General features: G+C 58.7%; 26 protein-coding genes, 1 tRNA gene and 1 pseudogene. 10 read left to right on the top strand and 18 right to left on the bottom strand.

Going from position 1 to position 24,982, the window contains the following annotated elements:
• Window positions 1-64: 64 nt before the first annotated feature.
• Complete coding sequence (locus tag M5B43_RS18875; RefSeq protein WP_248751522.1) at window positions 65-949, bottom strand: LysR family transcriptional regulator; 885 nt, start codon at window positions 947-949, stop codon at window positions 65-67.
• Window positions 950-1,054: 105 nt separating this feature from the next.
• Between M5B43_RS18875 and M5B43_RS18880 the strand changes: the two genes are divergently transcribed.
• The gene (locus tag M5B43_RS18880; protein WP_248751523.1) at window positions 1,055-1,348 is read left to right on the top strand and encodes a muconolactone Delta-isomerase family protein; all 294 of its coding nucleotides are present in this window, start codon (window positions 1,055-1,057) and stop codon (window positions 1,346-1,348) included.
• 58 nt (window positions 1,349-1,406) lie between these two features.
• Here M5B43_RS18880 and M5B43_RS18885 read toward each other — a convergent pair whose 3' ends face one another.
• Entirely contained in the window at window positions 1,407-1,739 is a 333-nt protein-coding gene (locus M5B43_RS18885; RefSeq protein ID WP_248751524.1) for a hypothetical protein, read from the bottom strand.
• Between the two features lie 351 nt (window positions 1,740-2,090).
• Between M5B43_RS18885 and M5B43_RS18890 the strand changes: the two genes are divergently transcribed.
• Entirely contained in the window at window positions 2,091-2,612 is a 522-nt protein-coding gene (locus tag M5B43_RS18890) for a hypothetical protein (RefSeq protein WP_248751525.1), read from the top strand.
• On the opposite strand, the gene M5B43_RS27300 is transcribed toward M5B43_RS18890, so the two are convergent.
• Both M5B43_RS27300 and M5B43_RS18895 read right to left on the bottom strand, forming a co-directional pair.
• Entirely contained in the window at window positions 2,613-2,738 is a 126-nt protein-coding gene (locus M5B43_RS27300) for a hypothetical protein (RefSeq protein ID WP_283099537.1), read from the bottom strand. It lies immediately after the preceding gene.
• Window positions 2,739-3,413: 675 nt separating this feature from the next.
• Window positions 3,414-3,541, bottom strand: a pseudogene (locus M5B43_RS18895) (transposase); the annotation flags it as partial.
• A 184-nt stretch (window positions 3,542-3,725) separates the two neighbouring features.
• Here M5B43_RS18895 and M5B43_RS18900 point away from each other — a divergent pair.
• Window positions 3,726-4,697, top strand: coding sequence for a fimbrial protein (locus tag M5B43_RS18900; protein ID WP_248751526.1), 972 nt, complete (start codon window positions 3,726-3,728; stop codon window positions 4,695-4,697).
• Between the two features lie 513 nt (window positions 4,698-5,210).
• On the opposite strand, the gene M5B43_RS18905 is transcribed toward M5B43_RS18900, so the two are convergent.
• Together M5B43_RS18905 and M5B43_RS18910 are read right to left on the bottom strand one after the other, a co-directional pair.
• Window positions 5,211-5,669 carry an Hsp20 family protein gene (locus M5B43_RS18905; RefSeq protein ID WP_248751527.1) on the bottom strand — a complete coding sequence of 153 codons (459 nt, stop codon included), beginning with the start codon at window positions 5,667-5,669 and terminating at the stop codon, window positions 5,211-5,213.
• A gap of 616 nt (window positions 5,670-6,285) precedes the next feature.
• Window positions 6,286-6,918 (bottom strand): hypothetical protein, encoded by a 633-nt coding sequence (locus M5B43_RS18910; RefSeq protein ID WP_248751528.1) that lies wholly within the window; start codon window positions 6,916-6,918, stop codon window positions 6,286-6,288.
• A 163-nt stretch (window positions 6,919-7,081) separates the two neighbouring features.
• On the opposite strand from M5B43_RS18910, the gene M5B43_RS18915 reads away from it, so the two are divergent.
• The gene (locus M5B43_RS18915) at window positions 7,082-7,324 is read left to right on the top strand and encodes a hypothetical protein (protein ID WP_349292379.1); all 243 of its coding nucleotides are present in this window, start codon (window positions 7,082-7,084) and stop codon (window positions 7,322-7,324) included.
• Here M5B43_RS18915 and M5B43_RS18920 read toward each other — a convergent pair.
• Complete coding sequence (locus M5B43_RS18920) at window positions 7,288-7,608, bottom strand: hypothetical protein (protein ID WP_248751529.1); 321 nt, start codon at window positions 7,606-7,608, stop codon at window positions 7,288-7,290. The two genes, M5B43_RS18915 and M5B43_RS18920, sit on opposite strands and share 37 nt — an antisense overlap.
• Window positions 7,609-8,453: 845 nt before the next feature.
• Between M5B43_RS18920 and M5B43_RS18925 the strand changes: the two genes are divergently transcribed.
• Both M5B43_RS18925 and M5B43_RS18930 read left to right on the top strand, forming a co-directional pair.
• Window positions 8,454-8,930, top strand: coding sequence for a hypothetical protein (locus M5B43_RS18925; RefSeq protein WP_248751530.1), 477 nt, complete (start codon window positions 8,454-8,456; stop codon window positions 8,928-8,930).
• A 95-nt stretch (window positions 8,931-9,025) separates the two neighbouring features.
• Window positions 9,026-10,276: an ISL3 family transposase gene (locus M5B43_RS18930; protein ID WP_248751531.1), complete on the top strand. Its 1,251-nt coding sequence runs from the start codon at window positions 9,026-9,028 to the stop codon at window positions 10,274-10,276.
• A gap of 78 nt (window positions 10,277-10,354) precedes the next feature.
• Here M5B43_RS18930 and M5B43_RS18935 read toward each other — a convergent pair.
• Window positions 10,355-10,445: transfer RNA gene (locus M5B43_RS18935), tRNA-Ser, on the bottom strand.
• A 152-nt stretch (window positions 10,446-10,597) separates the two neighbouring features.
• Here M5B43_RS18935 and M5B43_RS18940 point away from each other — a divergent pair.
• A complete protein-coding gene (locus M5B43_RS18940; RefSeq protein ID WP_248751532.1) occupies window positions 10,598-11,269 on the top strand; it encodes a Bax inhibitor-1/YccA family protein in 672 nt (223 codons plus the stop codon).
• Between the two features lie 61 nt (window positions 11,270-11,330).
• Here the strand turns inward: M5B43_RS18940 and murB are convergent, their stop codons facing one another.
• The 8 genes from murB to M5B43_RS18980 form a co-directional block, all read right to left on the bottom strand.
• A complete protein-coding gene (murB, locus tag M5B43_RS18945) occupies window positions 11,331-12,350 on the bottom strand; it encodes a UDP-N-acetylmuramate dehydrogenase (protein ID WP_248751533.1) in 1,020 nt (339 codons plus the stop codon).
• The gene (locus M5B43_RS18950) at window positions 12,347-12,811 is read right to left on the bottom strand and encodes a low molecular weight protein-tyrosine-phosphatase (RefSeq protein WP_248751534.1); all 465 of its coding nucleotides are present in this window, start codon (window positions 12,809-12,811) and stop codon (window positions 12,347-12,349) included. Before M5B43_RS18950 ends, murB begins: the two co-directional genes overlap by 4 nt.
• Window positions 12,811-13,575 (bottom strand): 3-deoxy-manno-octulosonate cytidylyltransferase, encoded by a 765-nt coding sequence (kdsB, locus tag M5B43_RS18955; protein WP_248751535.1) that lies wholly within the window; start codon window positions 13,573-13,575, stop codon window positions 12,811-12,813. Before kdsB ends, M5B43_RS18950 begins: the two co-directional genes overlap by 1 nt.
• Complete coding sequence (locus tag M5B43_RS18960; RefSeq protein ID WP_003174668.1) at window positions 13,572-13,757, bottom strand: Trm112 family protein; 186 nt, start codon at window positions 13,755-13,757, stop codon at window positions 13,572-13,574. The genes kdsB and M5B43_RS18960 overlap by 4 nt, the downstream gene beginning before the upstream one ends.
• A 24-nt stretch (window positions 13,758-13,781) precedes the next feature.
• On the bottom strand, window positions 13,782-14,792 hold the full coding sequence (gene lpxK / locus M5B43_RS18965) for a tetraacyldisaccharide 4'-kinase (protein ID WP_248751536.1): 1,011 nt from the start codon (window positions 14,790-14,792) through the stop codon (window positions 13,782-13,784).
• Window positions 14,792-15,220, bottom strand: a complete 429-nt coding sequence (locus M5B43_RS18970; protein WP_248751537.1) for a biopolymer transporter ExbD — start codon at window positions 15,218-15,220, stop codon at window positions 14,792-14,794. Before M5B43_RS18970 ends, lpxK begins: the two co-directional genes overlap by 1 nt.
• On the bottom strand, window positions 15,217-15,852 hold the full coding sequence (locus tag M5B43_RS18975; protein WP_122676958.1) for a MotA/TolQ/ExbB proton channel family protein: 636 nt from the start codon (window positions 15,850-15,852) through the stop codon (window positions 15,217-15,219). Before M5B43_RS18975 ends, M5B43_RS18970 begins: the two co-directional genes overlap by 4 nt.
• A 109-nt stretch (window positions 15,853-15,961) precedes the next feature.
• Window positions 15,962-18,187: a DNA internalization-related competence protein ComEC/Rec2 gene (locus tag M5B43_RS18980; RefSeq protein ID WP_248751538.1), complete on the bottom strand. Its 2,226-nt coding sequence runs from the start codon at window positions 18,185-18,187 to the stop codon at window positions 15,962-15,964.
• 135 nt (window positions 18,188-18,322) lie between these two features.
• Here M5B43_RS18980 and M5B43_RS18985 point away from each other — a divergent pair, with 135 nt between their 5' ends.
• Window positions 18,323-18,838 (top strand): DUF2062 domain-containing protein, encoded by a 516-nt coding sequence (locus tag M5B43_RS18985; RefSeq protein ID WP_248751539.1) that lies wholly within the window; start codon window positions 18,323-18,325, stop codon window positions 18,836-18,838.
• A gap of 3 nt (window positions 18,839-18,841) precedes the next feature.
• On the opposite strand, the gene M5B43_RS18990 is transcribed toward M5B43_RS18985, so the two are convergent.
• Both M5B43_RS18990 and M5B43_RS18995 read right to left on the bottom strand, forming a co-directional pair.
• Window positions 18,842-20,200 (bottom strand): sensor histidine kinase, encoded by a 1,359-nt coding sequence (locus tag M5B43_RS18990; RefSeq protein ID WP_248751540.1) that lies wholly within the window; start codon window positions 20,198-20,200, stop codon window positions 18,842-18,844.
• Window positions 20,187-20,915 carry a response regulator transcription factor gene (locus M5B43_RS18995; RefSeq protein ID WP_248751541.1) on the bottom strand — a complete coding sequence of 243 codons (729 nt, stop codon included), beginning with the start codon at window positions 20,913-20,915 and terminating at the stop codon, window positions 20,187-20,189. Before M5B43_RS18995 ends, M5B43_RS18990 begins: the two co-directional genes overlap by 14 nt.
• 204 nt (window positions 20,916-21,119) lie before the next feature.
• Between M5B43_RS18995 and M5B43_RS19000 the strand changes: the two genes are divergently transcribed.
• A complete protein-coding gene (locus M5B43_RS19000) occupies window positions 21,120-23,873 on the top strand; it encodes a response regulator (RefSeq protein WP_248751542.1) in 2,754 nt (917 codons plus the stop codon).
• 81 nt (window positions 23,874-23,954) lie between these two features.
• The gene (locus M5B43_RS19005) at window positions 23,955-24,944 is read left to right on the top strand and encodes a 2-hydroxyacid dehydrogenase (protein WP_248751543.1); all 990 of its coding nucleotides are present in this window, start codon (window positions 23,955-23,957) and stop codon (window positions 24,942-24,944) included.
• The last annotated feature ends 38 nt before the right edge of the window (window positions 24,945-24,982 follow it).

Below are 24,982 nucleotides of genomic sequence, written 5' to 3' on the forward strand. Positions count from 1 at the left end.
AACACGCAAGCACGCAAGTCCCCATATGGAGATGGAGTTGAATCTAGTCCTTGCCGAATTAATGCTAAGCCGCCAAGAGCGCTTGCCGGAGCGTCGCGACAAGCGGCTTGGGGTCGTCCTTGCGCCAGATAGCATAGACCCTGACCCGTGAAGGAAACCAGGGCAGCTCGCGAAATATGACGCTATCTGCAAGAAAATCCCGAAGACTCGCCTGGACAAAGGTAATGCCCAAACCTGAGGCCACCAGCCGCAAGGCTGCCAGCAGGTCATCCGCCTCTACCTTGATGTCAGGCAAGAAACCGCAAGCGGAGCAGTTCTCAAGAAAACGCTGGCGGGCCGCAGGATTTTTTGACCGGGCCAAGGCAACCCAACGCTCCCCGTTCAAGTCTTGAGGAGCAATGCTCGCTTGCGTGGCCATAGCATGTCTTTTTCCCAGAACAAGCAGTAGCGCTTCGCTTGAAACCTCCATGGACTCTATGTCTGCGCTCTCAGGAACTGAATAAACCAGTCCGAAGTCGAGCGCCCTACTGAGCAGGGCCTCGGATTGTTCTGAGGAGCCCATGGGACGGAGTTCGAAGGTAGCAGCCTGATGGCCTGATTGCAGACCTGCAAGGGCACGCGGTAATACATTGGAGTGCATGGCCGCTTCGACATAACCCACGGCAATATGGCCTGTCTCACCAAGAGCGATACTGCGCGCCGCTGCTTCGACTTCAGATGCATGGGCGACTAGGCTGCGCGCCTCCTGAAGGAAAAGACGTCCTTCGTCAGTCAGGCGCATGCGCTGACGTGCGCGTTCGAACAACCTCAGACCAAGCTGCGCTTCAAGCTGAATGATTTGTCGACTCAAAGGCGACTGCGAGATATGTAGACGGCTGGCGGCTTGACCGACATTTTCGGTTTCAGCGACAGCGATAAACGCAACAAGCAATCGAAGATCTAAGGTCATGTGAATCGGGTCTCAAGTCATGCAGAACGCGTCTTGGACCAGAATAATATTTTTTGCAATTATCCGTGAACTGTTTAAACGACGAACGCCTTGAAGGGGATATATATGCAGTTCATCACGCTTTCGCGTCGAGTCTCGGAGCGTTTTTCCGATGCGGATTTTGCGCCTCATCTCGAAGCCGAAGCCCAGCGTGCCAGGGCTCTCTATCTGGAGGGATTTATCCGCACTATCTGGCACCGTGGTGACATGGGTGGCGCCTGCCTGCTGGTTGAAGCCGAAAACGAGACTGCCGTTCGGGAAAAGCTGGCAACGCTGCCACTGGTAAACTCCGGGATGCTGGAAGTTACTTCTGTTGTACCGTTGAAACCTTATGGTGGATTTGGCCCAAGAATCCAGTAATCGCTCTTCGTCCGATAATATTTCGTACAGAGCCCAAGGAGGCACTCGGTGCAATTCGTCAAACTAGAGTATGCGTCCGGGCCTCCCGCCTTGCGTCACTAAACCGTTTGTCACCGATGCGAAGGCTCGCTTCGATCATCTTTTCGATGTCGGCGGCGGCTGGCCTCTTCCAGTTTGTGATCTGGCCTGTCTCCAGGTCGATATTCAGGATCAGGTAGTCGCCGTAGTGCTCACCGGGGAAGAAGTCGGGCACGTAGCTTTCATAGCTGCCGACTTCTTCGCCTTGGGCATCTTTCAGGCCAGCAGCGACCCCGTCGCAGACCTTGATGTGCATGTGCAGGTGCAGCTCAGTCACGTCGACCCGCACCGTTTTCTGCTGATTGATTTGCATGCCGATGTCTCCGGGCTGATTTCCCGTCAGGCCCTCTTGCGAAGGCCTGTCGGTGAAATCGCGGCCACGCTACTGGCGCCAGACCGGGTTTGTTACATCAGCGGTGTTGGCCCGCTGCTGATTGCAGGGCTGGCCGGTCGTCTTCGTGGGTGGGCAGCGAGCTTCCTGCTCATGGCGTCAAACAGCATCTGCGAGCTGAAGAGCGCGCGAGACGATTTTCCGATTTGCACCAGCTCACCCAGGATATGAATTATGGGCAGAACCAGAAAACGCTGGTTCTGTAGCAGCGTTTAAGAATATCAATATGCAGCCGATAGGGTCTTTAAGCACAGACATCATGGAGGATCATCAGTGACGTTAATAATCGGAACAGCTTCCCTGTCTAAGCAGGCAGCAGCATATGTAATCAACAATCCTCACGAGACAAAAAACGCGTTCACCGTAAAAAAAACGGACGAAGCGGCAAATATCCTCAATCTCTCGGGCTCTAAAGCCATCGCTGACCTGAAGGACTCTTTGAAAGGGTATGACCTGACGTCGATCAGTACGCGTGACTTGGCAACGATCGGTTCCAAGCTTTATAAGAGCGGCTTAATCGACGAAAGCGTTGCAGCGCGATTTACGTCTGGCACCATGGCCTTCGACAAGAATGGACAGCAAACCGATAAGGATACGAAGTTTAACGCTATCGCAATGTTTAACCAGATGCTGGGTGATATCACCCAGCTCGGGCAGGCCGAACCCGCGAATTTAGCTCAACAGGGTTTTAAGAACTCGATCAGTTCTCTGGTAGCTACCAATCATGCCGTCAACGCATTGGCCTATTTCGTGACCTCTGCGCAGAGCGACTTATCAGTCAAGGAGCGTGCTTGATCAACGCAAACTCCCTGTTGGCATCGGTGGCCTCTCCGAAAAGCCCACGCGAGGCGCTTTCTTCTTCGGGTTGATGATCGGTTCACCCTTGACGTCCACCAGCACGGCCTTGGCCTTGATGTGCATGTCGCGGCACCTCAGGGTATGCGTCCGGCCAAGTCATCTCCTCAATCCCGCAAAGCCAAGACATGGTGTGCACTTAAATTTGGGTGGACAACATCGCCTCAAGCGACGGTGTCAGGAAGGTGTGTTGCCCGGACGGTTACGGTTGGCCATCACTCCTTCTCAATTAGCAACAGCTGGTATCGCTGGTCGATCCCGCTATGATACAGGGCTTAAATCCCGACTGTAGATAAAGCTATGCCAAGGTTGTCATTAGCCATCAGAGTTTTGTTTGCGTGTTGCCTTTTTGTTGCCACCGCTAATCACATCCGTGCAGATGCTTTACATGGTTTGCTCTGGGACTACGGATACGGGCCTAGCGCTTATTTGGTGAGCCGTATTTTCTGGGGGGCGCTTACATTCTTTGACCCGCTCGCAGCTCTACTCCTGTTCCTCAAGCCAAGAGCCGGAATCGCGCTTACGGCAGCGATCATCTTGGTCGACGTAGCTCATAACACTTTTTACGTCGCATTGAAGCAGCAGTGGCTGGAGCCGTTCTACCTGTCCCAAGTGGCGTTCCTCATCATTGTATTCCTGCTGTCACCCATTGCTTGGCGCGGCCCTATTCGAGACGCTGCAATCACCAGTCCAGCTCGAGCGTGATTCACTCCACTGATGCGGTAGTAGTTGATCGACCTCACTGTCGATGGGCACAGCACCGTCCTCCAGATAGCGAGTCAGCGCTACCCAGCGTCCAGGGCCGTAGCCGTAGCCGTAGCCGTAGCCGAGCCCTCGGGCACCAGTTCGCGTTGGGCCAGCATCCACTCATCCGTCAAAATGGGGACGTCATGGACGGGAGGTAACCGGAGGAGCGCGAAGTAATCACGCCCCTCCCTATCGATGCAGGTTTTGACACAGGACGGCAGTAGCGTGTTCTAAGAATCGCCTGATGCCCATCGATACGTTGATTGATTAGGCTGCAACGCTCTTGCCGACCTTGTAGCCCTCTTCATGAAGCATTTGAATCGACTGAACACCATGTCCACCTTTGTCGCGGCGACGTTACTGGCCTGCGCGTCGGACGCAATGGCGGCGAATTGCACATTCAACGGTTCCCCCAGCACTCAAACGCTCAACTTCGGTGCAAGCCTGGCCAATGGCAGCCTGACAGTCCCCGCCGACACGCCGGATGGCACGGTGATTTACCAGGAAACCTTGCAGCAATCGTCCTCGCACAGTTGGTCGTGCAGTGCGGGCTCGCAATACGGCGTGGCAGTCAATCCCGCACTAGGCACCCCGGCTAGTGTCGTAACCAACTTCCCCCTAGGTAAAACGGGGCTTTCGTTCCGTATCTGGATGGATATGTTAAGTCGCTATGAGCCGTCTCTGTTTGCGATTAGCCCAAAAGGTTATGGTATCGTCTCAGGTGCGGTCCGACTGGAAATCGTCAAGTCAGGCACATTGGCATCGAAAGTTACGATTGCTGCCGGTCATCTGGGCAACCTGCAGTCAGGCGAGCTGATTCTGGATAAATTCAACCTGTCCAATCCTCTGATATTGAATGCCGCCTCCTGCCAGACCCCTTCCGCCCTCGTAGCCATGGGTGATGACTATCAATTGCAGGAGTTTCGCGAGGCCGGCGCAACATCACGAACGGTGCACTGGAACATCGCTTTGAACCAGTGCCAGACCGGTATCAAAAAAGTCACCTACTCGCTCAAGGCCACCACTCCCATCATCGACGCGACAAAGGGTGTCGTCGCACTCAATAATACCTCGACCGCCACTGGCATCGGCCTGCAATTGATGAACGACGCCGGGCAACCGATTGCCTTCGATACCCTCTACCCGTTCAACGCCTTCACCACTACCGGCACCGACTTCAAGATCCCGTTATCAGCAGCGTACTACCGCCTGCCAACAGGCGATCTCAAGGCCGGCAGTGCCAATACCGAAGTCACCTTCATTGTGAACTACCTGTAATGCGCCGGGCTTCCTCAGTGCCTGTAGAAACCCACACTTTTCAAGCACACGGCATGACGAAACACTCCCATCAGTAACACCTGCTGAGAGTTTATTGAGCTGCAACGTATCGCTTGAATACGCAACTACTCTATTTAGCGACTCGGTGCCATACCTCTTGCCATGTTGCTCCGACAAAAGAAGGTATCCGACCTCTGCTTCTGATTCCCCTTCGTCACGTCGAATTATCTTTAATCCGGTTACGCCTAGTAGGCTGGCCGCTCTGCCTTTCAGAGATAACAAGACACATCCAGTGATCTGAACCCGCCACCTACTCAGAGCGCCCTCTCACCCCTGCAATACTCTCGTTACAAGACACCACCATCACTAACAACGCCCGCGTGCCGTCCGCCTTTAACGCGGAGAAACTACTCCCATAAAGCCGCACAGCCAGCCTATGAGGTTACGGTTTCAACCCGTCGCCACAAAAACAAAAAAGGCGCTACCCAGAGCGCCTTTTCTGTTATCACTGACTTACTGCAAACTAACCTGACGTCGTTCCGGCGTCCCTTCGCCACCGATAGTAATTCTCTTCGGTTTGGCTTCTTCAGGAACCACACGCAGCAAATCAATGCTTAACAGGCCGTTGTTCATCGAAGCGCCGCGCACCTCAATGTGATCTGCCAGACGGAACGACAACCGAAATGCTCGTTGCGCGATGCCCTGGTGCAGATAGGTGACTTCTTTATCGATTTCGCGCTTCTCGCCAACGACTGTCAACACGCCCTTCTCGACCTGAATATCCAAGTCCGCTTCAGTGAGTCCAGCTACTGCAATGACAATGCGATATTCGTCATCACCGTGCTTTTCCACGTTGTGAGGCGGATAAGTGTTTGGAGCCTCGCTGCGAAGCGCCGACTCAAACAGGTCATTGAAGCGATCGAAGCCCACGGATTGACGGAACAAAGGGGCTAGCGAAAGGGTAGTAGCCATCTCAAAATCTCCTGATTAAATCCAAGTGATTAAGTACGCAACCCGCATTCGGCGTCGCGTGATAAAAATCTATGTGCACCGGAAAAATTTTCAAGAGCGCAGATAAAAATTTTTACAATAGCCACGCCCAGACTTGGTCAACGGACACTCTAGCTTGCGAGGCTGAGCGAGCTGGAACGTTCGCGGGGTATGCGTCCCCTACCCGATAATCACCGAGAACGGCAGGCACGCTGCAGCCACTGGCTGAATCCGTTGCGTCGCCGGCAGCGATCACCGCACGCCTTTCGCCAGCACCGCATCAGGGTAAGCATGCCCTGCGTTCTCATGATGAATGATCGCTTTGGCGAAGCCGGTCATAACGTTCGACGCGGTCAAAACGGTCTCTGCGCCTGGCTGGGTGCCAGTGCTCAGCCGCCGAACACTTTGCAGGGTAACCCTGGAGTTCGGTATCAAGTTCAAGAAGGCGAACCGCGGTGGCAATCAAGGCGCTGAGCGTAGAAAGCAGATGGAGGAACGAGACGCGCAGGTCGCTGAGCGGATCATCGCTGCCCACGGCATCCACTACCCCATAACGCGCAAAGGATGCACTTCATAGCGCGTATCACGATGTAGTAGTTCATTTGTCCAGATTCAGGGGTTCCTGCATCCGTGAGCCAATTATTCCTCGCAACCACGCAGCATGAAACGCCATTTCTTCCAGAGAAGTCCCCTCAGCCAATCGATATACGAACTCCCTGCCCCTCGGCCCCTGACACACAACGCTAAAATGCCCATCGCGGTCATAACTGGCGAGCACGTAAGGGCAGATACAAATAATGTCGCTAAATGGCACCTGCACTTCGGTGGGCTTACGACCGCGACGGGTGACAGTGAGGGTAAGCAGTTGCTGTTTTTCGTCGAACGTGAAGGCCAGCACTCTAGCCGCAGAGAAGATCCACGCGAAGACCAGCCCCATGAGCACAACACCACCAATCAGCATCAGAATGAACGTCGACATTGTGAAACTCGACCCATCGCTGCGCGGTTCACCTTGCATCGCTTCGAACCCGAGAAGGAGCAATATCGCCAGCACTAAGCCCGGCAACAACCAAAGCACCAAAAAGCAGAACCCCAAAATGGCCGAACCCGTGCTGCCAATGATCGGTAAGTCCGGGCCGCGATGCCAAATAGGGGGGTGGGCGACGGGGCTGTCAGTGCTTGACGCGACTAAAGGCGCTGCGGCGCGGTGAGGTGGACTTTGACGACTCATCGAGCAGGCTCCAGGGGTGCTGCGTAGACATTACCACTACTGCCGGACAGTCTGCCCCACAGACATCCGGCTTTTTCACGCCCTCCCCAGCCCCCAAAAGCAAACGCCAGGCAATCAGGGTGCTAACGAATGAGCGTACACACCGGAATAGAAGAGGTAGGCCATGGAGCGTATCCGGTTGCGCGGCCAGGTGCCGATCATCAGCGAGGTTTTGCAGATCGCCATCATGAAGATGGACTTGATGAGCGACGGCGAGTTGATCAAGCTCTTGCGTTATCCGCACCACGAAATCGTTATTGACGAAAACGTGGCGCTGGAATTCAGAAATCAAAGCCTGACCGAGATTAGGCGCGACCCGGGTGGACGAGGTTATAGCTCCAGATCAGCTTCAATCGGGGCGCCATGATTGATGGTGCCAAACCATTCAAACTGACCGATCGTTTTTAAAGCTGCACGCTTGATGCCTTCAGCGACCTCATCGAATTCTTCAACTGAGGGGCACAGCTCGAATGTGCAGCAGCAGCTATTGGAATCGTAGAACAGGCTAATCACCCGGCTTTGCAATCCCGTTTTTGCAATAGCAACACAGAAACTCAGCATCTGCACTAACTCATTTGCTTTGCCATGCCTTGTATCGATTTCGATGCCAAATGCTTTCATCGAGTCTACGGACACTTCACCTGCATACATTTTTTAACTCCTTGAGTCGGCTCCATGCCGGCCACTTGAAATCAGAAAATCACCAAGCGTGTTTACAGGAGGCTTGGCGCCACTGCCAAGCCTTCAAAATAGGAAAATTCTGGAACGCTACAATACAGCGGAAAGCTGAGTATTGCTGATAGCCCGAACCCACGGCGGGCCGCTGCGCAGCTCAGTGCTGATCGTACGAGGGGATGCCCTGGATAGGTGCTGCTCAGCAAGCCTCAGCACCTCTGTCTTTGTGTCGGCTTCGATTACCGGCCGAGCTCTCCCGGTCTTGAACATTGCCCATCCTGTATCTGTTTTCTCGATTCGGTAAGTGTCCATAACCCTAAGCGCTCCCCATGCCGGTCTGAATGGCTTTGGGCTAGCGACTATTCCGGAATTCAATGCAGTAGCAGGAAACTGTGACCAAGCAGAAAACAACAATCAGCATCCCAAAAAAATCGCCCATAGAAAAAATCGCTCATCACATAAGAAAGAGCTCGCTCGGTCATGGGACTCATCAGTTCGATCAGCAATCGTCAAACCAAGCAAGATCCGCAAAAGTAGACCGGCGGCAGAAGGCCTGTCTCTAAGACGAATCTGATAGTTCAATCGAAAACTCTGTGATAGAGCAAACAAAAGCCTACTAGCTGGAGGACTGCGGCTTTAGCCGGAACAGGCCGAATGTGTAGGCTTACGGTGAACAGGCCGCATCTTTTGCCATATGCCAAAAGGCCCGAATGTGCGGGCTTCTTGTTGCCTGCGCGCCCCGCCCTTCGATGGTGGCCGTACGCCACGGATGGTAAAGTGCAGTCTCAATTTTGGGAGGGAAACCATGCGGTCCATTTTTCTTGCAGGATCTTTTTTTCGTTGCGACAATGGTAGTCACTGGGTGCGCACAAAAGCAGATGGTGAGCTATCCGCCGTTCCCCGCAGCTGAATATGCAAAACTGGAACGTTCGGGCACTGGCACAGTTGCCGGCCAGGCGTTTCTGCGGACGCAGGGAGGAGATATCAAAACTGGAGCTGGTAACGAGATTCAACTGATTCCGGCCACCTCCTACTCGGCTGTTTTTTACAACGCGTATAAGACGCGGTCGCCCGCAAGCGATCCCGACCCTCAAGTCAAACAGTACACCTTCAGGACGCAAGCAGATGCATCAGGCGGCTTTGAGTTCAAAAATATTCCGAAGGGGCGTTACTACTTAGCGGGGAATGTTATTTGGATGGCCCCCGGCCCGTACGGTCCGTCCAAGCAAGGCGGCCTCATCTTAAAAGAAGTGAATGTCAGCGAAGGAGCACAAACGAAAATAATGCTGACTTGGTGACCTCACCTTGCCCTATAAGCCCGCCAAGCGCGGGCTTTTTAATGGTTCTTCACGGAATCCCGGGAAACACAGAAACAAGAACGCCGATTTGATTGATGATGTTCGTGCGAGCAAACACATCTAACAAACCGGCGTTCTTATGCGCGATATTAATACTTTCCTTCCTTTTTTGGGAGGGCTTTTCTGTCGTCACGATCAAGCCTGATGGCGACGCGCTTCAGATCGACCTGATTCCCCACGCCACCCGATTCCCTTCCTGTAGCGGCTGCCAACAACCCTGTTCAACCACGCATGAGTATTGCGAGCGAACCGTCCGCGATTTACCGATTCTCGGCCGTGCGGTGCGCCTCAGCGTGTTGCTCAGGCGTGTTGGCTGTCGTAACTGCGGTAAACGTATGGAGGCCGTCAGTTGGCTGGACCGCTATGCCCGCATGACGCGGCGTCTGGCCGAGGCGGTCATTCAAGCCTGCGAGCGCCTTCCCACACTGCACGTGGCTCAACTGTTTGGGCCGCACTGGGACACCGTTCGGTTGCTGGAGCGTCGAGCCTTGCAAGCGGCGTTGAGCGTTTTGCCAAAGGCGCAGCCCCGGCGCCTGGTGATGGACGAATTCGCGCCGTTCAAAGGTCATCGTTACGCCAGCGTGGTGCTGGATGCGGATACACGACGAGTGCTGTGGATCGGTGAAGGTCGCAGCCGAGCAGCGGTCAGGCCTTTCTTCGAAGAACTGGGGCCAGAGGGTTGTGCTCGAATCGAAGCGGTGGCGATGGACATGAACACCTCTTTTGACCTGGAGGTTCGTCAGCACTGTCCCAACGCGCGAGTGGTCTACGACCTCTTCCATGTGGTGGCCAAATATGGCCGAGAGGTGATTGATCGGGTCCGCGTCGACGAGGCTAACCGGTTGCGTCACGACAAGCCTGCCCGCGAGGTCATCAAGCAGGCGCGATGGCTGTTGCTGCGCAATCCGCAGAACTTGAAAACGCCGGAACAACAGGTCCGCCTGGAGGATCTACCGGCGGCCAACCAAGCGTTGATGACGGTCTACTTGATGAAGGCTGAACTCAAAACACTCTGGACCCCGAGTACTGCCTGGGGTTGGCGATCGGCCTGGAAGCAATGGCTGCGCCATGCGCATGAAAGCGAAATACCAGCTCTGATCCAGTTCGCCAAACGGCTAAAGGGTTACTGGCGGGGCATCGTGAGCCGGGTTCGCTGGCCGATGCACACCGGTCAGTTGGAAGGAATAAACAATCGAATAAAGGTCATCAAGCGGATGGCGTACGGTTACCGGGATAGCGAATTCTTTTTCATGAAGATCAAGAGCGTCTTTCCCGGTAATCCGTGAAGAACCAAATAAAAGCCAGCCAAATCCAAACCCCAGAAACGCGAAAGCCCCGCAATCGCGGGGCTTTCGTGTAAATCTTGGCGGGAAACCAGGGATTCGAACCCTGGGAACGCTATTAACGTTCGCCGGTTTTCAAGACCGGTGCATTCAACCACTCTGCCAATTTCCCTTTTGCTTCACCGGATAATAGTAGCCTATCCCGTGTCAGCGGGCGCCATAATACCCGAATGAAACACACTGTCAAACTCTCGCCATCGCTTGTTACAGAGCGTCTGTTATGATCTTTGCGACTGAACGTTTCAAAACTGAAGGAGTGTCGCCATGCGCGAACAGAATTACGCAGTGAATGGTAACGCGCAGGCTGAGCAACTTGAAGTCAGCCGCGTCTTGCGCAATACCTACGGCTTGCTCGCCCTTACCCTCGCATTCAGCGGCGTGATGGCGTATGTGGCCCAGCAGATGCACGTCGGTTATCCGAATATCTTTGTCGTGTTGATCGGCTTCTATGGTCTGTTCTTCCTGACCAACAAGCTGCGTGACTCGGCCTGGGGCCTGGTGTCGGCGTTTGCCTTGACCGGTTTCATGGGTTTTATCCTCGGCCCGATCCTTAACCGTTACCTCGGCATGGCCGGCGGGGCGCAAGTGGTCAGCTCGGCGTTTGCCATGACGGCCCTGGTGTTTGGTGGCCTGTCGGCCTACGTGTTGATCAGCCGCAAGGACATGAGTTTCCTGGGTGGCTTCATCACCGCGGGCTTCTTCGTACTGCTGGCGGCAGTCGTCGCAGGCATGTTCTTCCAGATCAGCGGCCTGCAACTGGCGATCAGCGCGGGGTTTGTGCTGTTCTCCTCCGTGTGCATCCTGTTCCAGACCAGCGCCATCATCCACGGTGGTGAGCGTAACTACATCATGGCGACCATCAGCCTGTATGTGTCGATCTACAACCTGTTTATCAGCCTGTTGCAGATCTTCGGCATCATGGGCCGTGATGACTGATCCATTAGCGCAATAAAAAATGCCCCGTATCGCAAGATACGGGGCATTTTTGTTTCCAGGATTAATACTGGTTAGGTTCCATTTCCAGATCAACCTTGAAGCGTTCGGCAATGTCCTGCTGGATTCGCAGCGCCAGGTTTGCAATGTCATGCCCAGTGGCGGCGCCATAGTTGACCAGCACCAGCGCCTGCATCTTGTGCACGCCTGCATCGCCGTCACGGAAGCCCTTCCACCCCGCCTTGTCGATCAGCCAGCCAGCGGCCAGCTTCATTTGCCCATCGGCCTGAGGGTACGCCACCAAGTCTGGATACAGCCCTTGCAGCTGCGCCGCGAGCGCCTGGGAGACCAACGGGTTCTTGAAGAAGCTGCCGGCATTGCCAAGCTCAGCGGGATCCGGCAGTTTCTCGCGGCGAATACTGCAGATCGCCCGGCTCACATCACTCGGTGTAGCCTCGGTGATGCCCTGCCCCGCCAGTCGCTGTTGTACGGGGCCATAATCAAGTTTCAGGTGGCTGACGCGACTCAGGGCAAAGCGTACCCGCAGGATCAGCCAGCGTCCGACCTCGTGCTTGAACAGGCTGTCACGGTAGGCGAACTTGCACTCTTCCAGGCTGAAATCGCGCAGCTCGCCAGTCTGGCGGTCCAGCGCGGTCAGCCCGGCAAACACGTCCTTGATCTCCACGCCGTAGGCGCCAATATTCTGCATCGGCGCCGCACCGACGGTGCCGGGGATCAGGCTGAGGTTTTCCAGGCCACACAAGCCGTGTTCCAGGGTCCATAACACAAATGGATGCCAGGCTTCGCCCGCCTCGGCTTCAACGACCACGTGCACGCCATCGTCGTGCAGCACGCGAATGCCTTGGGTCGCCATGCGCAACACCAACGCAGGAACGTCCTGGGTCAACAACAGGTTGCTGCCACCACCAATCACCAGCAGCGGTATCGCTTGCGCGGCGGCGTAGGCCAGCGCCTCACGGACATCGACATCACTGCGAGCCTCGGCAAACAGTTGGGCGCGCACGTCAATGCCAAAGCTGTTGAATGGCTTGAGCGATACCTGCGCCTGCACTTGCAAGGTCATAACCGCCCCTTCAATTCGATCACCAATAAATCACAGGCGCGCTCGATCAGGTCCAGGACCCGCTCAAAGCCTTGTTCACCTTCATAGTAAGGGTCTGGCACCTCGTCTACTTCACCGTCAAAGCGACGCAGGAACAGGTCCAGTTCTGCCTTGCCCTGCCCCGGCTGCATCGCCTTGAGGTTGCGCAGGTTGCTGTGGTCCATGGCCAGGATGAGGTCATAGCGCGCAAAGTCGGCACGGGAGACCTGCTGCGCACGTTGGGACGACAAATCATAGCCCCGCGCCAGCGCTGCACGCTGGCTACGCTGGTCAGGTGGGTTGCCGATATGCCACTCACCGGTGCCTGCGGACGCCACGTCTACCTGGCCGACCAAGCCTGCTTCGCGCAATTTATGGCGCAAAACACCTTCCGCCGTTGGCGAGCGGCAGATATTACCCAGGCAAACGAACAGAACCTCCATCACGCCCCCAGCAAGCGACGGACGCGTTCAAGGTCTTCCTGAGTGTCAACGCCCGCAGGCGGCGCTTCCAATGCATCGTCCACGTGGATACGCACGCCGTGCCACAGGGCTCGCAGTTGCTCCAGGGATTCGGTGTTTTCCAGCCAGCATGGCCCCCAGCTGACGAAGTCATGCAGGAAGCCGGCACGGTAGGCGTAAATGCCGACATGGCGGCGATAAGGTACGCCCTCCGGCAATAGGTCCGGGTTCTTGGCGAAGGCATCGCGCGCCCAGGGCAGGGTCGAGCGACTGAAGGTCAGCGCCAAGCCATTGAGGTCGCTGACCACCTTCACGACGTTCGGGTTGAACAACGTTTCAATATCTTCGATCGGCTCGGCCAGCGTCGCCATGCGGGCTTCGCCATGGGCCGCCAGGTTGGCGGCCACCTGGTCGATGACGCTCGGCGGGATCAATGGCTCGTCACCTTGCACGTTCACCACGATAGCGTCGGGGGCCAGGCCAAGCTGCGTGGCCACTTCCGCCAGGCGATCGGTGCCGGAATTATGGTCTTCGCGGGTCAGTACCGCTTCAGCACCAAAGCCTTTGCAAGCCTCGATAATGCGCGGGTCATCGGTGGCCACCACCACCCGCTCGGCGCTGCTTTTGCACGCCTGCTCCCACACCAGCTGGATCATCGGCTTGGTGCCGATCATTTGCAGCGGTTTACCCGGCAGGCGGGTTGATGCATAGCGAGAGGGAATGACAACGGTAAAGGCGGTGGTCATTTATCCAGGCGCTCATCGGTGGTCAGAGTACGGGCTTCGCTCTCCAACATTACCGGGATACCGTCGCGGATGGGGTAAGCCAGGCCGGCCCCTTTGCTGATCAGCTCGGTTTTGTCGGCGCTGAGCTTGAGCGGGCCTTTGCAGATCGGGCAAGCGAGGATGTCGAGCAGTTTGGTGTCCATGAGTGTTTCCTGGAAAGAAGCGGTTTAAGGCAAGAGGCGATCGGGTAGCAGACGCATCAGCTGCGTGTCGAACCAGGCGACAAACGCTGGCGACGGTACCGCATCCACCGCAAGGTACCACCAGTCGGGCTGGGCAAAGGCGCGGCACTTCACCGCGTCCTTTTCGGTCATGACCAGCGGCAACGGCGGCGTAAAATTCAAGACCTCGGCGCTATAGGGCGCGTGGTCGGCAAAAGCATGGGGTATCGGCTGCCAGTGTAGCGTTTCGAGGGTATTGAAGAAACGTTGCGGATTGCCGATGCCGGCGACCGCGTGCACCTGCTGGCCCGCCGGGAAGTGCTCGACCGGCTGGCGCTCGCCGCTGTGCAGGTTGACCAGCGCCGTGGGCTGCAGACGAAAGGCAAAGCCATCCTTGCGGTCCGAACCGGCACCGTTATAGAGCAGCGCATCAACGCTTTGCAGGCGCTCGACCGGCTCGCGCAACGGCCCGGCAGGCAGGCAGCGGCGGTTGCCAAGCCCACGAGCGGCATCGATCAGCACCAGTTCGAGATCGCGGGCCAGGCGGTAATGCTGCAAGCCATCGTCAGAGAGAATCAGGTCCAGGGGTTCACTGGCCAGCAGGGCCTTGACCGCACGACTGCGGTCGGGATCGATCACCAGTGGTACCCCGCTGCGCTGCACGATCAGCAGGGGTTCGTCACCGGCCACCTCAGCGCTGTGGCTGGGCTCGACCCGCCACGGTAACTGCGGCGGCTTGGCACCGTACCCACGGCTGACCACGCCTACGCGCAAGCCGCTACGCCGACAGTGTTCGATCAACCACAGGATCAACGGCGTCTTGCCGGTCCCCCCCACGGTGATATTGCCGACCACCACCACCGGCACCGGTGCTTGATAAATCTCACCCTCGCCTGCCAGAAAACGCGCGCGCTTGCGCTGCACCACCCGGCGATACAACGATTCCAGCGGCCGCAACAGCGTGAGTGCCGGATGGCCCTCATACCAGGCTTTAAGCAAACGATCGGAAATAGCCATCAGCGTGGGCTCGCCGCCTCGACAGTGGTCATGCGCAAATGGCTGAAACCGAGCTTGCCGGCCGCGTCCATCGCGGTGATCACGGCCTGGTGCTGGGTCTTGCCATCGGCACTGATGGAAAGCGGCAGATGGGTGTCGCCACCGGATTCCTTCTGCAAGGCCTCCATCAAACTGGTGAGATCGTTTTTCTCCAGCAACTGGTTATTCACCGAAAACACACCATCGGCACTGATGGCGATATCCAGTTGCTTGACCTGCTGGTCTTCAGCAGGCGAGCCACTGACCGCTTCAGGCAAGTCGACGCGCAGCTGGGTCTCCCGGGTGAACGTGGTGGTCACGACAAAGAACAGCAGCAGGATAAACACCACGTCGATCAGCGACGCGAGGTTGATATCGACATTTTCCCGTTGCTTGCGGCGAAATTTCACGCTTTACCCTCGACCAGGTCCACATCACGGTCGCCCTGCACCACTTCTACCAGCTTGATGGCTTCCTGTTCCATGCCCACGACCAGCTCATCGATACGACGTTGCAGGAAGCGGTGGAAGAAGACCGAAGGGATACCCACCATCAGGCCCGCGGCCGTGGTGATCAATGCCTTGGAAATACCACCGGCCAACACAGCTGCGTTGGTGGTCATGCCCGAGCCCATGAACGAACTGAAGATATCGATCATACCCAGCACCGTGCCCAGCAAGCCGAGCAATGGCGCCATGGCAGCGATGGTGCCGAGGGCATTGATGTAGCGCTCCAGTTCATGGATAACCCGGGCCGCCGCCTCCTCGATGCACTCCTTCATGATCTCGCGACCATGCTTGGAGTTGGCCAGGCCGGCGGCGAGGATTTCACCCAGCGGTGAGTTGGCGCGCAGTTCCTTGAGCTTTTGCTTGTCGAGCTGCTTGTTCTTGATCCAGCCCCAGACCTGCCCCAGCAGATGCTCGGGGGTAACGCGACTGGCGCGCAGGGTCCACAGGCGTTCGGCAACGATGCCGAGTGCGGCGATGGAACTCATGATGATCGGCAACATCATCCAGCCGCCGGATTTGACCAATTCCCACACAGTGAATGTCCCCTCGAAAAAGTGCGCCACTTTACCATATCGGTTCAGCAGCGGGGTTCGTCGGCTACGGGCCCGCCTGTCGCAGGCGCCGGTTCGTGGTGACACAGGATTACGGTAGCGGCTCGCGCCAGAAACGACGTTGACCGCGCGCAACAGTCGGTGGCTGGAAGGTCCCCAATTGCAGGCGCACCGCACCGTGTTCAGCGCTGTCATAAACCTGGCTGGCCAACATACGGTAGCGCTCCATCACCTGTGGATGAGGATGACCGAACGCGTTGCCCCGCCCCCGAGAGATCAGCACGGACGTGGGCGCCAGCCGTTGCAGAAAAGGCCAGGACGAAGAACTGCGGCTGCCGTGGTGGGGAGCCTGCAGCCAATCGGTCGGCACGGCCAGAGGCGAGGCGAGAAACGCCCGTTCCGCAGCGCGATCAATATCGCCGGTAAGCAGCAAGCGTTCGCCACTGGCCTGTACCTGCAACACACAGGATTTCGGGTTGCCGTCGATCGCATCGGGCCACTGCCACAGTTCAAATGAAACGCCGTCCCACACCCAGCGCTCACCGCGGGTGCACGGTTGAGTACCGAGAAACGCTGGCAACCCCTCGGTTTCGCCACCCACCACGCGCTTGATGGATAGCCCTCGGGCCACCGCTGCCGCACCACCGGCATGATCGGCATCGGCGTGGCTGAGTAGCATCATGTCCAACTGCCTGACACCGAGCTTTTGCAACGCTGGCAAGACCACGCGCGCGCCCAGGTCGACAGGGCCTGACCGAGGCCCGGCATCGTAGAGCAAGGTGTGGTGACGGGTGCGCAGAATCAGCGCCTGCCCCTGGCCGACGTCCAGTTGCACCACCTCCACCTGGCCATGGGGCACCGATGTCTTGGGTGGGAACACCGCTAACAACAGCATGGGCCACCCGAGCAAACGAAACGGCACGCCCTTGGGCAGCAGCAGCATCACCGTACCCGCCAGGCTCACCAGCCAATACCCCAGAGGCACTTCGGCTGGGATCCAGGCGGGTAATTGCCCAGCCAGCAGCGCCAAGCCCTTGAACAACCCGTCCAGCGCCCCGCCCGCCAACCACAGCGAACCCTCGCCGACGAACGGCACCGACACACAGGCAGTCCCCACCAGCGCCAACGGCAACACCACAAGGCTGATCCACGGCACGGCAAACAAATTGGCCACGGGCGCGCTGAGGCTGATAGGCAAACCCAACACCAGTAAAATGGGAAACAGACCGACGGCAATCAACCACTGGGGACGGGTCCATGCCTGCCAGAAGCTCCACGAGCCCAGGCGCCCGCTGAACGCCAGGATCAACACCCCGACGGCCGCAAACGACAACCACAACCCTGGCTGCAAACTGGCCAAGGGCTCCAGCACCAGCACGCCATCAAGCGCCAGCAACCAAGGCCACCACGCGCCCAAATGCCGAAAACGCAGACGCCACAACAACACCAGCCCAACCATCACACAGGCCCGCTGCACCGGTACGCCGAACCCCGCCAGCAAGCCATAGCCCAGCGCCGCAGCAAATGCCAGACCGCACGCCCACGGTAGCCACGGCAAGGTTCTGGGCCAGCAACCGTAGCGGGCCAGTAATGCGACCAGGCCGTAGATCAAACCGGCCAACAAGCCAATGTGCTGGCCGGAAATCACCAGCAGATGCACCGTGCCTGTGTCCTGCAATACCTGCCAGTCCTCGGCCGCCAGCCCAGAACCGTCCCCCAGTACCAACGCCGCCAAGCCCGCCTCGCGGCCTTGGGCATCCACAGCCATCAGGCGCTGGCGAACCGTATCGCGCCAGGCATCGCGGGCTGGCGCCAGGCGCTCGCCGTCCTTGACCGTGCCGGTGGCGCCAATACGCTGGGCGAGCAACCAAGCCTCATGGTCAAAACCGTGAAAATTAAGCAGGCCGGACGTCCGCTTGAGCGTCACCGCCAGCCGCCAGCGCTCACCACTGCGTACCAGCGGCCCGCCGTGCCAGGACACTCGGATACGCTTGGGCAGGCGCGCATTGCGCGAGCGGCTGTCGGCCAGTTCAAAACGTATGCCGGTCCCCGTCTGCTGCGGCAACCCGGTCACACGCCCTTCCACCCAACGCGTCTGCCCATCCAGCGCCGGGAGCAACCGGTCATCCAGTGCACGCTGCGCGCTGATGCAGGCCCAACTCAAGCCGAGCAAAAAGAACGCCAGGGGGTAGCTGCGAAAGGGCAATAACATCAAGGCCACCACCAGCATGGCCAGCAACCCTGCACCGGGCGGCAGCGCCGGTAGCCAGCGTAATGCAAGTAAGCCCAGCGCGAGCGCAAACATCCCTGTTCTCATGGATCATCCTTTTCAAGTGATCCACTCAGTCTTAGCCGCAGAGCAGGCACGGCCTATGATGTTTTGTCACAAAGTCTGAATTTTCTGTTTATAGAATCCGGGCATACTTGCCTCTCGAATTGACCTGGACCCCTTATGCCACGGCGCTTATTCAAACGGTACATGCCCGATCCCACGCGTATCAGGGAACATAAGTCATTACAGTTTCTTGGCACGCTGCTGCATGACCCGAACCTCTGGCACCTGAACCGACACTCGGTAGCCCGCGCCATGGCCGTGGGTTTGTTCGCGGCGTTTATTCCCATTCCCTTTCAGATGTTGCTGGCGGCTATCCTGGCGATCGTGGTGCGCGGCAATATGCCCATCGCCGTCAGCCTGGTGTGGCTGACCAACCCGGTCACCATGCCGGTGGTGTTCGTCTGCACCTACATGACCGGCGCCTGGTTGATGAACGTGCCGCCGCGCAGCCTCCCGGACAACCTGACCTGGGAATGGATCAGCGGCCAGTTGAGTACGCTCTGGCAGCCGTTCCTGCTGGGCTCGGTGGTGCTGGGCCTGGTGCTGGGGGCGCTAGCGTATTGCCTGACCATGGCCTACTGGCGCTGGTGGGTTGCGCACCAGTGGAAGAAACGCAAATTGCGTCGTAGCTGAAACCTAGCGGGCAAGGAGCCGCAAGTTCACCCGCAGGCCGCGCCCCGCATTTTCCGCCCATAAGCGTCCGCCTTGGCGCTGCACGGCGTTACGCGCGATGCTCAAGCCCAGGCCAAAACCACCGTCGCCGGGCCTTGAGCCGTCCAACCGCGTGAAAGGCTCGAAGATGCGCTCCAGGTCACATTCATCAATGCCCCCGCCCTGATCCTCCAGCCAGAGATGCCAGCAGCCCCCCTCACGATACCCATCGAGTGTCACCACCCCATGGGCGGGAGAGTGCCGTATGGCATTGCGCAGGATGTTTTCCAGGGCCTGGGCCAGCGCATTCAGGTTGCCACGCACCCAGCTGTCCACCGGCAACAGGCACGGTAGGCGCGAAGCCGGCCAATCGCTTTCAAAGCAGGCGTTCTCCCTGAGCATGTCCCACAACGCCTGGAGCTGGATGTCCTCTTGAGGCAGCAGCGCTCTTTCGCTGTTCAGCCAGGCCAATTGCAGGCTGTCTGATACCAGCCGCTGCATGGCGTCGACTTCCCGCCCCAGCCGCTCGCGCAACGGCGCCAGGTCCTGCTCGCTGTCGCAGGCCACCCGCAGGCGACTCAAGGGCGTACGCAATTCATGGGACATGTCGCGCAGCAACTGCTGTTGCATACGCACCGTGCCCTGCAACCGTTCGGACATATGGTCAAACGCGCGGCCCAACTCACCCAATTCATCCTGACGGCTGGTGGCATCCCGGGACAGCCGAGTGTTCAATTGATCAGCCCGCCACGCATTGGCCTGCTCGCGCAATTGATTGAGCGGCATGATCAGCAGCCGATACAGGCCGACACACAGCAACAGGGTAAACAGGCCGGGAATCACGCCATTGGTGACCACCCGCCAGAACAATTGATAACGGCCTGGCATAAAGCGCTGCGGCAGCTCGATGACGAGCGAGCCCGCACTTGGGTCCACGGGAAACGGGACCTTCATCCAGGGCAAGCCTTTGACATGCCGACTGACCGGCCACTCCAACCCGCGCAAAAAGGTTAAGCGCTGGTTTTCGTTGCCGTTCAGCGGTGTGCTGCTGAGGGATTGCAGGTCTTTACCGATCACGCCGACCCAAGTGGGTTCACGTGTGGCCATCGCCTGCAGCCACGCATCCACACCGGCACGGCCTTGCGTACTCCATGCCAGCTCGGCCCCTGCCGCATACCCGCGGAGCACTTCGCGGGACTCGTCGGCCAGGTAGGCATTCTGCTCTTCCATGTAGCGACCCCAGGACCAACTGAGCCAAATCATCAGCAGGCAGAAGGCGATCAACAGGCAGGCCAGTTTCCAGAACAACGAATGCTTGCCGGGCAATCGCTCAAACCCCTTCATCGTGACCGCTCAGTACATAGCCCTTGCCCCACACCGTGCGCACTTCCCGCTCGCCGTAGCCAATAGCCTTGAGCTTGCGCCGAATCTGGCTCACGTGCATGTCGAGACTGCGATCATGGGGCGCATAACCACGCTGCAGCACATGCTGATAAAGGAAAGCTTTACTGAGGACTTCTTCAACATTGCGGTGCAAGGTTTCCAGCAGGCGGTATTCGCTACGCGTCAGCCCGGCCCAGTGTGCCTGGTAGAGCACGTCACACAGTTCATCGTCAAAACGCAGGACGGGTGTATCGCTGCGTACCGGCAGGCGGGGCGGCTGGGGGCGGCGATCCAGGGCCACCCGTCGCAGAATGGCTTCAATACGCACCCGTAGCTCGATCATGCTGAAGGGTTTGGGCAAATAGTCGTCCGCCCCCAGGCGAAAACCGCTGATACGATCGGCTTCGGCGCCCAGGGCCGACATCAGGATCACCGGGATTGCCTGGCTCTGGCGCAGATGCGTGAGGATCGTCAGCCCATCCATGCCCGGCAGCAGGATGTCCATCAACACGACGTCGAACGCCTGGTCGCGGGCCATGTCCAGGCCCTGCTGGCCGTTCCGGCACCACGTCACCTGGAAACCACAGCGGCCGAGCTGCTCATGCACGTAGGCACCCAACACAGGGTCATCTTCGATGGTGAGGATACGGGGTAGGCCAACTGCTGCGGGATTCATTAGCGTCTGCAAGTCATTCTCAATGACTGATTATTCAAGATTAAGCAGTCACAGGCAATCACCGCCCGGCCCGAATGGCCCGAAGATTGCCATCTGTCATTAATTTGCAAGATTCCTGGCCGCGCAAATGGCTACACTGCGCAAGTGGCAAGGGCCGGATGCCCGCGTGGATTATTGAAAACAATGTGGTAGCAGGAGAGTGGCGTGCTTAGAAGAATGGGGATAAAAGGCCGCGTACTGTTGCTGACCTTATTACCGACCAGCCTGATGGCGTTGTTGTTGGGAGGCTATTTCACCTGGATGCAACTGTCGGAACTGCAGAGCCAGTTGCTGCAACGCGGCGAAATGATCGCCGAGCAATTGGCGCCGCTGGTAGCGCCGGGCCTGGGTACCAAGAACACCGATCTGCTGGAGCGCATCGCCACCCAATCCCTGGAACAGCCGGACGTGCGTGCCGTGTCGTTCCTCGCAGCAGACCGCTCGCCCCTGGCCCATGCGGGCCCGACCATGCTCAACCCACCGCCCACCGGTAACAGTTCCCACCTGCTGCAGCGCACCGGCAACGACGCCACCCGTTACCTGCTGCCGGTGTTCGGCCGCCATCGCAACCTGGCGGGTGACCTGATACCCGACGAATCCGACCGCCTGCTGGGTTGGGTCGAAGTGGAGCTGTCCCACAATGGCATGTTGCTGCGCGGCTACCGAAGCCTGTTTGCCAGCCTGTTGTTGATCGCCATCGGCTTGACGTGCACCGCCGCCCTGGCCCTGCGTATCAGCCGCACCATCAATTCGCCGATCGGCCAGATCAAGCAAGCCGTGGCCCAGCTCAAGGACGGTAACCTGGAAACACGCCTGCCGCCACTGGGCAGCCAGGAGCTGGACCAGCTCGCTTCGGGCATCAACCGCATGGCCGCGACCCTGCAAAACGCCCAGGAAGAACTGCAACACAGCATCGACCAGGCCACCGAAGACGTGCGCCAGAACCTGGAGACCATCGAAATCCAGAACATCGAGCTCGACCTGGCGCGCAAGGAAGCCCTGGAAGCCAGCCGTATCAAGTCGGAGTTCCTGGCCAATATGAGCCATGAGATCCGCACGCCGCTGAACGGCATCCTCGGTTTCACTCACCTGCTGCAAAAAAGTGAGCTGTCGCCGCGCCAGCTGGATTACCTGGGCACCATCGAAAAGTCTGCCGATAACCTGCTGGGCATCATCAACGAGATCCTCGACTTCTCGAAGATCGAGGCCGGCAAGCTGGTACTCGACAGCGTGCCCTTCAACCTGCGGGACTTACTGCAGGACACCCTGACCATCCTCGCACCCGCCGCCCATGCCAAGCAGCTCGAACTGGTGAGCCTGGTGTACCGCGACACCCCGTTGGCGCTGGTGGGCGACCCGCTGCGCCTCAAGCAGATCCTGACCAACCTGATCAGCAACGCGATCAAGTTCACCCGCGAAGGCACCATTGTTGCCAGGGCGATGGTTGAAGACGAGCAGGAAGACAGCGTGCAACTGCGCATCAGCGTACAAGACACTGGCATCGGCTTGTCCAACCAGGATGTCCGCGCGCTGTTCCAGGCATTCAGCCAGGCCGACAACTCACTGTCGCGCCAACCCGGCGGTACCGGCCTGGGCCTGGTGATTTCCAAACGGTTGATCGAGCAGATGGGCGGTGAAATCGGCGTCGACAGCACGCCGGGCGAAGGCTCGGAGTTCTGGATCAGCCTGAACCTGCCCAAAACCCGCGACGACGCCGAAGACCTGCCCGCCCTACCGCTGCTCGGGCGCCGCGTGGCAGTGTTGGAAAACCACGAACTGGCGCGCCAGGCCCTGCAACATCAACTCGAAGACTGCGGCCTGGAAGTCACGCCGTTCAACACGTTGGAAAGCCTGACCAACGGCATCACCAGTGCCCACCAGACCGAACAGGCCATTGACCTGGCAGTGCTCGGCGTCACCGCCAATGATATTCCGCCCGAGCGCCTCAACCAGCATTTGTGGGACCTCGAACACCTGGGCTGCAAGGTGCTGGTGTTGTGCCCGACCACCGAGCAGATGCTGTTCAACCAATCGGTGCCCAACCCCAATAGCCAGTTGCAGGCCAAGCCGGCCTGTACGCGCAAGCTGCGCCGGGCCCTGGCCGACCTGATCAGCCCGCGCCCATCGCGTTGCGAGCCGGGTGAACCGTTGTCCAGCCGTGCGCCACGGGTACTCTGCGTAGACGACAACCCGGCGAACCTGTTGCTGGTGCAAACCCTGCTGGAGGACATGGGCGCCAAGGTGCAGGCGGTAGAAAGCGGCTATGCAGCCATTGATGCGGTGAAGCAGGAAACCTTCGACCTGGTGCTGATGGACGTACAAATGCCCGGCATGGACGGCCGCCAAAGCACCGAAGCGATTCGTCAATGGGAAAGCGAACGCCACGGCACGCCGCTGCCGGTTGTCGCCCTGACCGCCCACGCCATGGCCAACGAAAAACGCGCGCTGCTGCAAAGCGGCATGGATGACTACCTGACCAAGCCCATCAGCGAGCGGCAACTGGCCCAGGTGGTCTTGAAATGGACGGGCCTGGCCCTGCGCAACCAAGGGCCGGAACGCAGCAACGACGGCCTGGGCCCGGGTGTGCAGTTGCTGGTGCTGGACCACGAAGAGGGCCTGCGCCTGGCTGCCAACAAGGCGGACCTGGCCGCCGATATGCTTGCCATGCTGTTGGCTTCTCTGGAAGCCGACCGCTTGGCGATTACGGTTGCCCGCGAAGCCAATGACAACCACGCCCTGATCGAACGCGTCCACCGCCTGCACGGCGCCACGCGCTACTGTGGCGTGCCACAACTGCGCGCGGCGTGCCAACGTGCCGAGACCCTGCTCAAGCAGGACGACGCCAAGGCCATGGCTGCGCTGGACGAGCTGGACATGGCCATTGCCCGGTTGGCCAGCGAAGCACGGGTCAGCGCCTGACAAACAAAAATGTGGGAGCGGGCTTGCCCCCTCCCACATTCAGCCAGCATTCCAACTTGTAAACTGCAGGGAGCCGTTTCAATGCGCGTCATTCTTTTCAGCAGCCAGGCCTACGACCGCGAGAGTTTCCTCGGCGAACCACTGCCCCCAGGCGTGGCACTGCAATTCCAACCCGCCCGCCTCAACCTCGACACCGTGGCGCTGGCCGAACACCACGAAGTGGTCTGCGCGTTTATCAACGATGACCTCAGTGCGCCGGTGCTGGAACTCTTGGCCCAGGGTGGCACCCGCCTGGTTGCCTTGCGCTCGGCGGGTTACAACCATGTCGACCTGCCAGCCGCCAAGCGTCTGGGGTTGACCATCGTTCGCGTACCGGCCTATTCGCCTCACGCCGTGGCCGAACACGCCGTGGCGCTGATCCTCGCGCTCAACCGGCGCCTGCATCGCGCCTATAACCGCACACGCGATGGCGATTTCAGCCTGCATGGGCTCACCGGTTTCGATCTGGTCGGCAAAACCGTCGGTGTGGTCGGCACCGGGCAGATAGGCGCGACCTTCGCCAAGATCATGACCGGCTTCGGCTGCACGCTGCTGGCTTATGACCCCTTCCCCAACCCCCACGTCCAAGCGCTTGGCGCCCGCTACGTGAGCCTGCCCGAGCTGCTGGCCGAGGCGCAAATCATCAGCCTGCACTGCCCACTCACCGCCGACAGCAAGCACTTGATCAACGCCGGCTCCCTGGCCCACATGCAGCCCGGCGCAATGCTGATCAACACCGGCCGCGGCGGTTTGGTCGATACTCCGGCATTGATCGAAGCCCTCAAGGATGGCCAATTGGGCTACCTGGGGCTGGACGTGTATGAGGAAGAAGCGCAGTTGTTTTTCGAAGACCGTTCGGACCTGCCCCTGCAAGACGATGTGCTCGCCCGCCTGCTCACGTTCCCCAATGTGATCATCACCGCGCACCAGGCATTCCTCACCCGCGAGGCCCTGGCGGCGATCGCCGGCACCACACTGGCCAACATCGCGGCGTGGGCCGATGGCCGCGTACAAAACCAGGTCGAGGGATGATCAGCGGTCACATACCACGCTCATGATTGGCTGGCACC

It is taken from the genome of Pseudomonas sp. MWU15-20650, from assembly GCF_023242475.1.
Lineage (GTDB): Bacteria > Pseudomonadota > Gammaproteobacteria > Pseudomonadales > Pseudomonadaceae > Aquipseudomonas.

Bases quoted from the DNA above. Each gene is read 5' to 3' on its own strand.
- M5B43_RS18875 (WP_248751522.1), bottom strand. From the start codon at position 949: ATGACCTTAGATCTTCGATTGCTTGTTGCGTTTATCGCTGTCGCTGAA.
- M5B43_RS18880 (WP_248751523.1), top strand. From the start codon at position 1,055: ATGCAGTTCATCACGCTTTCGCGTCGAGTCTCGGAGCGTTTTTCCGAT.
- M5B43_RS18885 (WP_248751524.1), bottom strand. From the start codon at position 1,739: ATGCAAATCAATCAGCAGAAAACGGTGCGGGTCGACGTGACTGAGCTG.
- M5B43_RS27300 (WP_283099537.1), bottom strand. From the start codon at position 2,738: ATGCACATCAAGGCCAAGGCCGTGCTGGTGGACGTCAAGGGTGAACCG.
- M5B43_RS18900 (WP_248751526.1), top strand. From the start codon at position 3,726: ATGAAGCATTTGAATCGACTGAACACCATGTCCACCTTTGTCGCGGCG.
- M5B43_RS18905 (WP_248751527.1), bottom strand. From the start codon at position 5,669: ATGGCTACTACCCTTTCGCTAGCCCCTTTGTTCCGTCAATCCGTGGGC.
- M5B43_RS18910 (WP_248751528.1), bottom strand. From the start codon at position 6,918: ATGAGTCGTCAAAGTCCACCTCACCGCGCCGCAGCGCCTTTAGTCGCG.
- M5B43_RS18915 (WP_349292379.1), top strand. From the start codon at position 7,082: ATGGAGCGTATCCGGTTGCGCGGCCAGGTGCCGATCATCAGCGAGGTT.
- M5B43_RS18920 (WP_248751529.1), bottom strand. From the start codon at position 7,608: ATGTATGCAGGTGAAGTGTCCGTAGACTCGATGAAAGCATTTGGCATC.
- M5B43_RS18930 (WP_248751531.1), top strand. From the start codon at position 9,026: ATGATGTTCGTGCGAGCAAACACATCTAACAAACCGGCGTTCTTATGC.
- M5B43_RS18940 (WP_248751532.1), top strand. From the start codon at position 10,598: ATGCGCGAACAGAATTACGCAGTGAATGGTAACGCGCAGGCTGAGCAA.
- murB (WP_248751533.1), bottom strand. From the start codon at position 12,350: ATGACCTTGCAAGTGCAGGCGCAGGTATCGCTCAAGCCATTCAACAGC.
- M5B43_RS18950 (WP_248751534.1), bottom strand. From the start codon at position 12,811: ATGGAGGTTCTGTTCGTTTGCCTGGGTAATATCTGCCGCTCGCCAACG.
- kdsB (WP_248751535.1), bottom strand. From the start codon at position 13,575: ATGACCACCGCCTTTACCGTTGTCATTCCCTCTCGCTATGCATCAACC.
- M5B43_RS18960 (WP_003174668.1), bottom strand. From the start codon at position 13,757: ATGGACACCAAACTGCTCGACATCCTCGCTTGCCCGATCTGCAAAGGC.
- lpxK (WP_248751536.1), bottom strand. From the start codon at position 14,792: ATGGCTATTTCCGATCGTTTGCTTAAAGCCTGGTATGAGGGCCATCCG.
- M5B43_RS18980 (WP_248751538.1), bottom strand. From the start codon at position 18,187: ATGAGAACAGGGATGTTTGCGCTCGCGCTGGGCTTACTTGCATTACGC.
- M5B43_RS18985 (WP_248751539.1), top strand. From the start codon at position 18,323: ATGCCACGGCGCTTATTCAAACGGTACATGCCCGATCCCACGCGTATC.
- M5B43_RS18990 (WP_248751540.1), bottom strand. From the start codon at position 20,200: ATGAAGGGGTTTGAGCGATTGCCCGGCAAGCATTCGTTGTTCTGGAAA.
- M5B43_RS18995 (WP_248751541.1), bottom strand. From the start codon at position 20,915: ATGAATCCCGCAGCAGTTGGCCTACCCCGTATCCTCACCATCGAAGAT.
- M5B43_RS19005 (WP_248751543.1), top strand. From the start codon at position 23,955: ATGCGCGTCATTCTTTTCAGCAGCCAGGCCTACGACCGCGAGAGTTTC.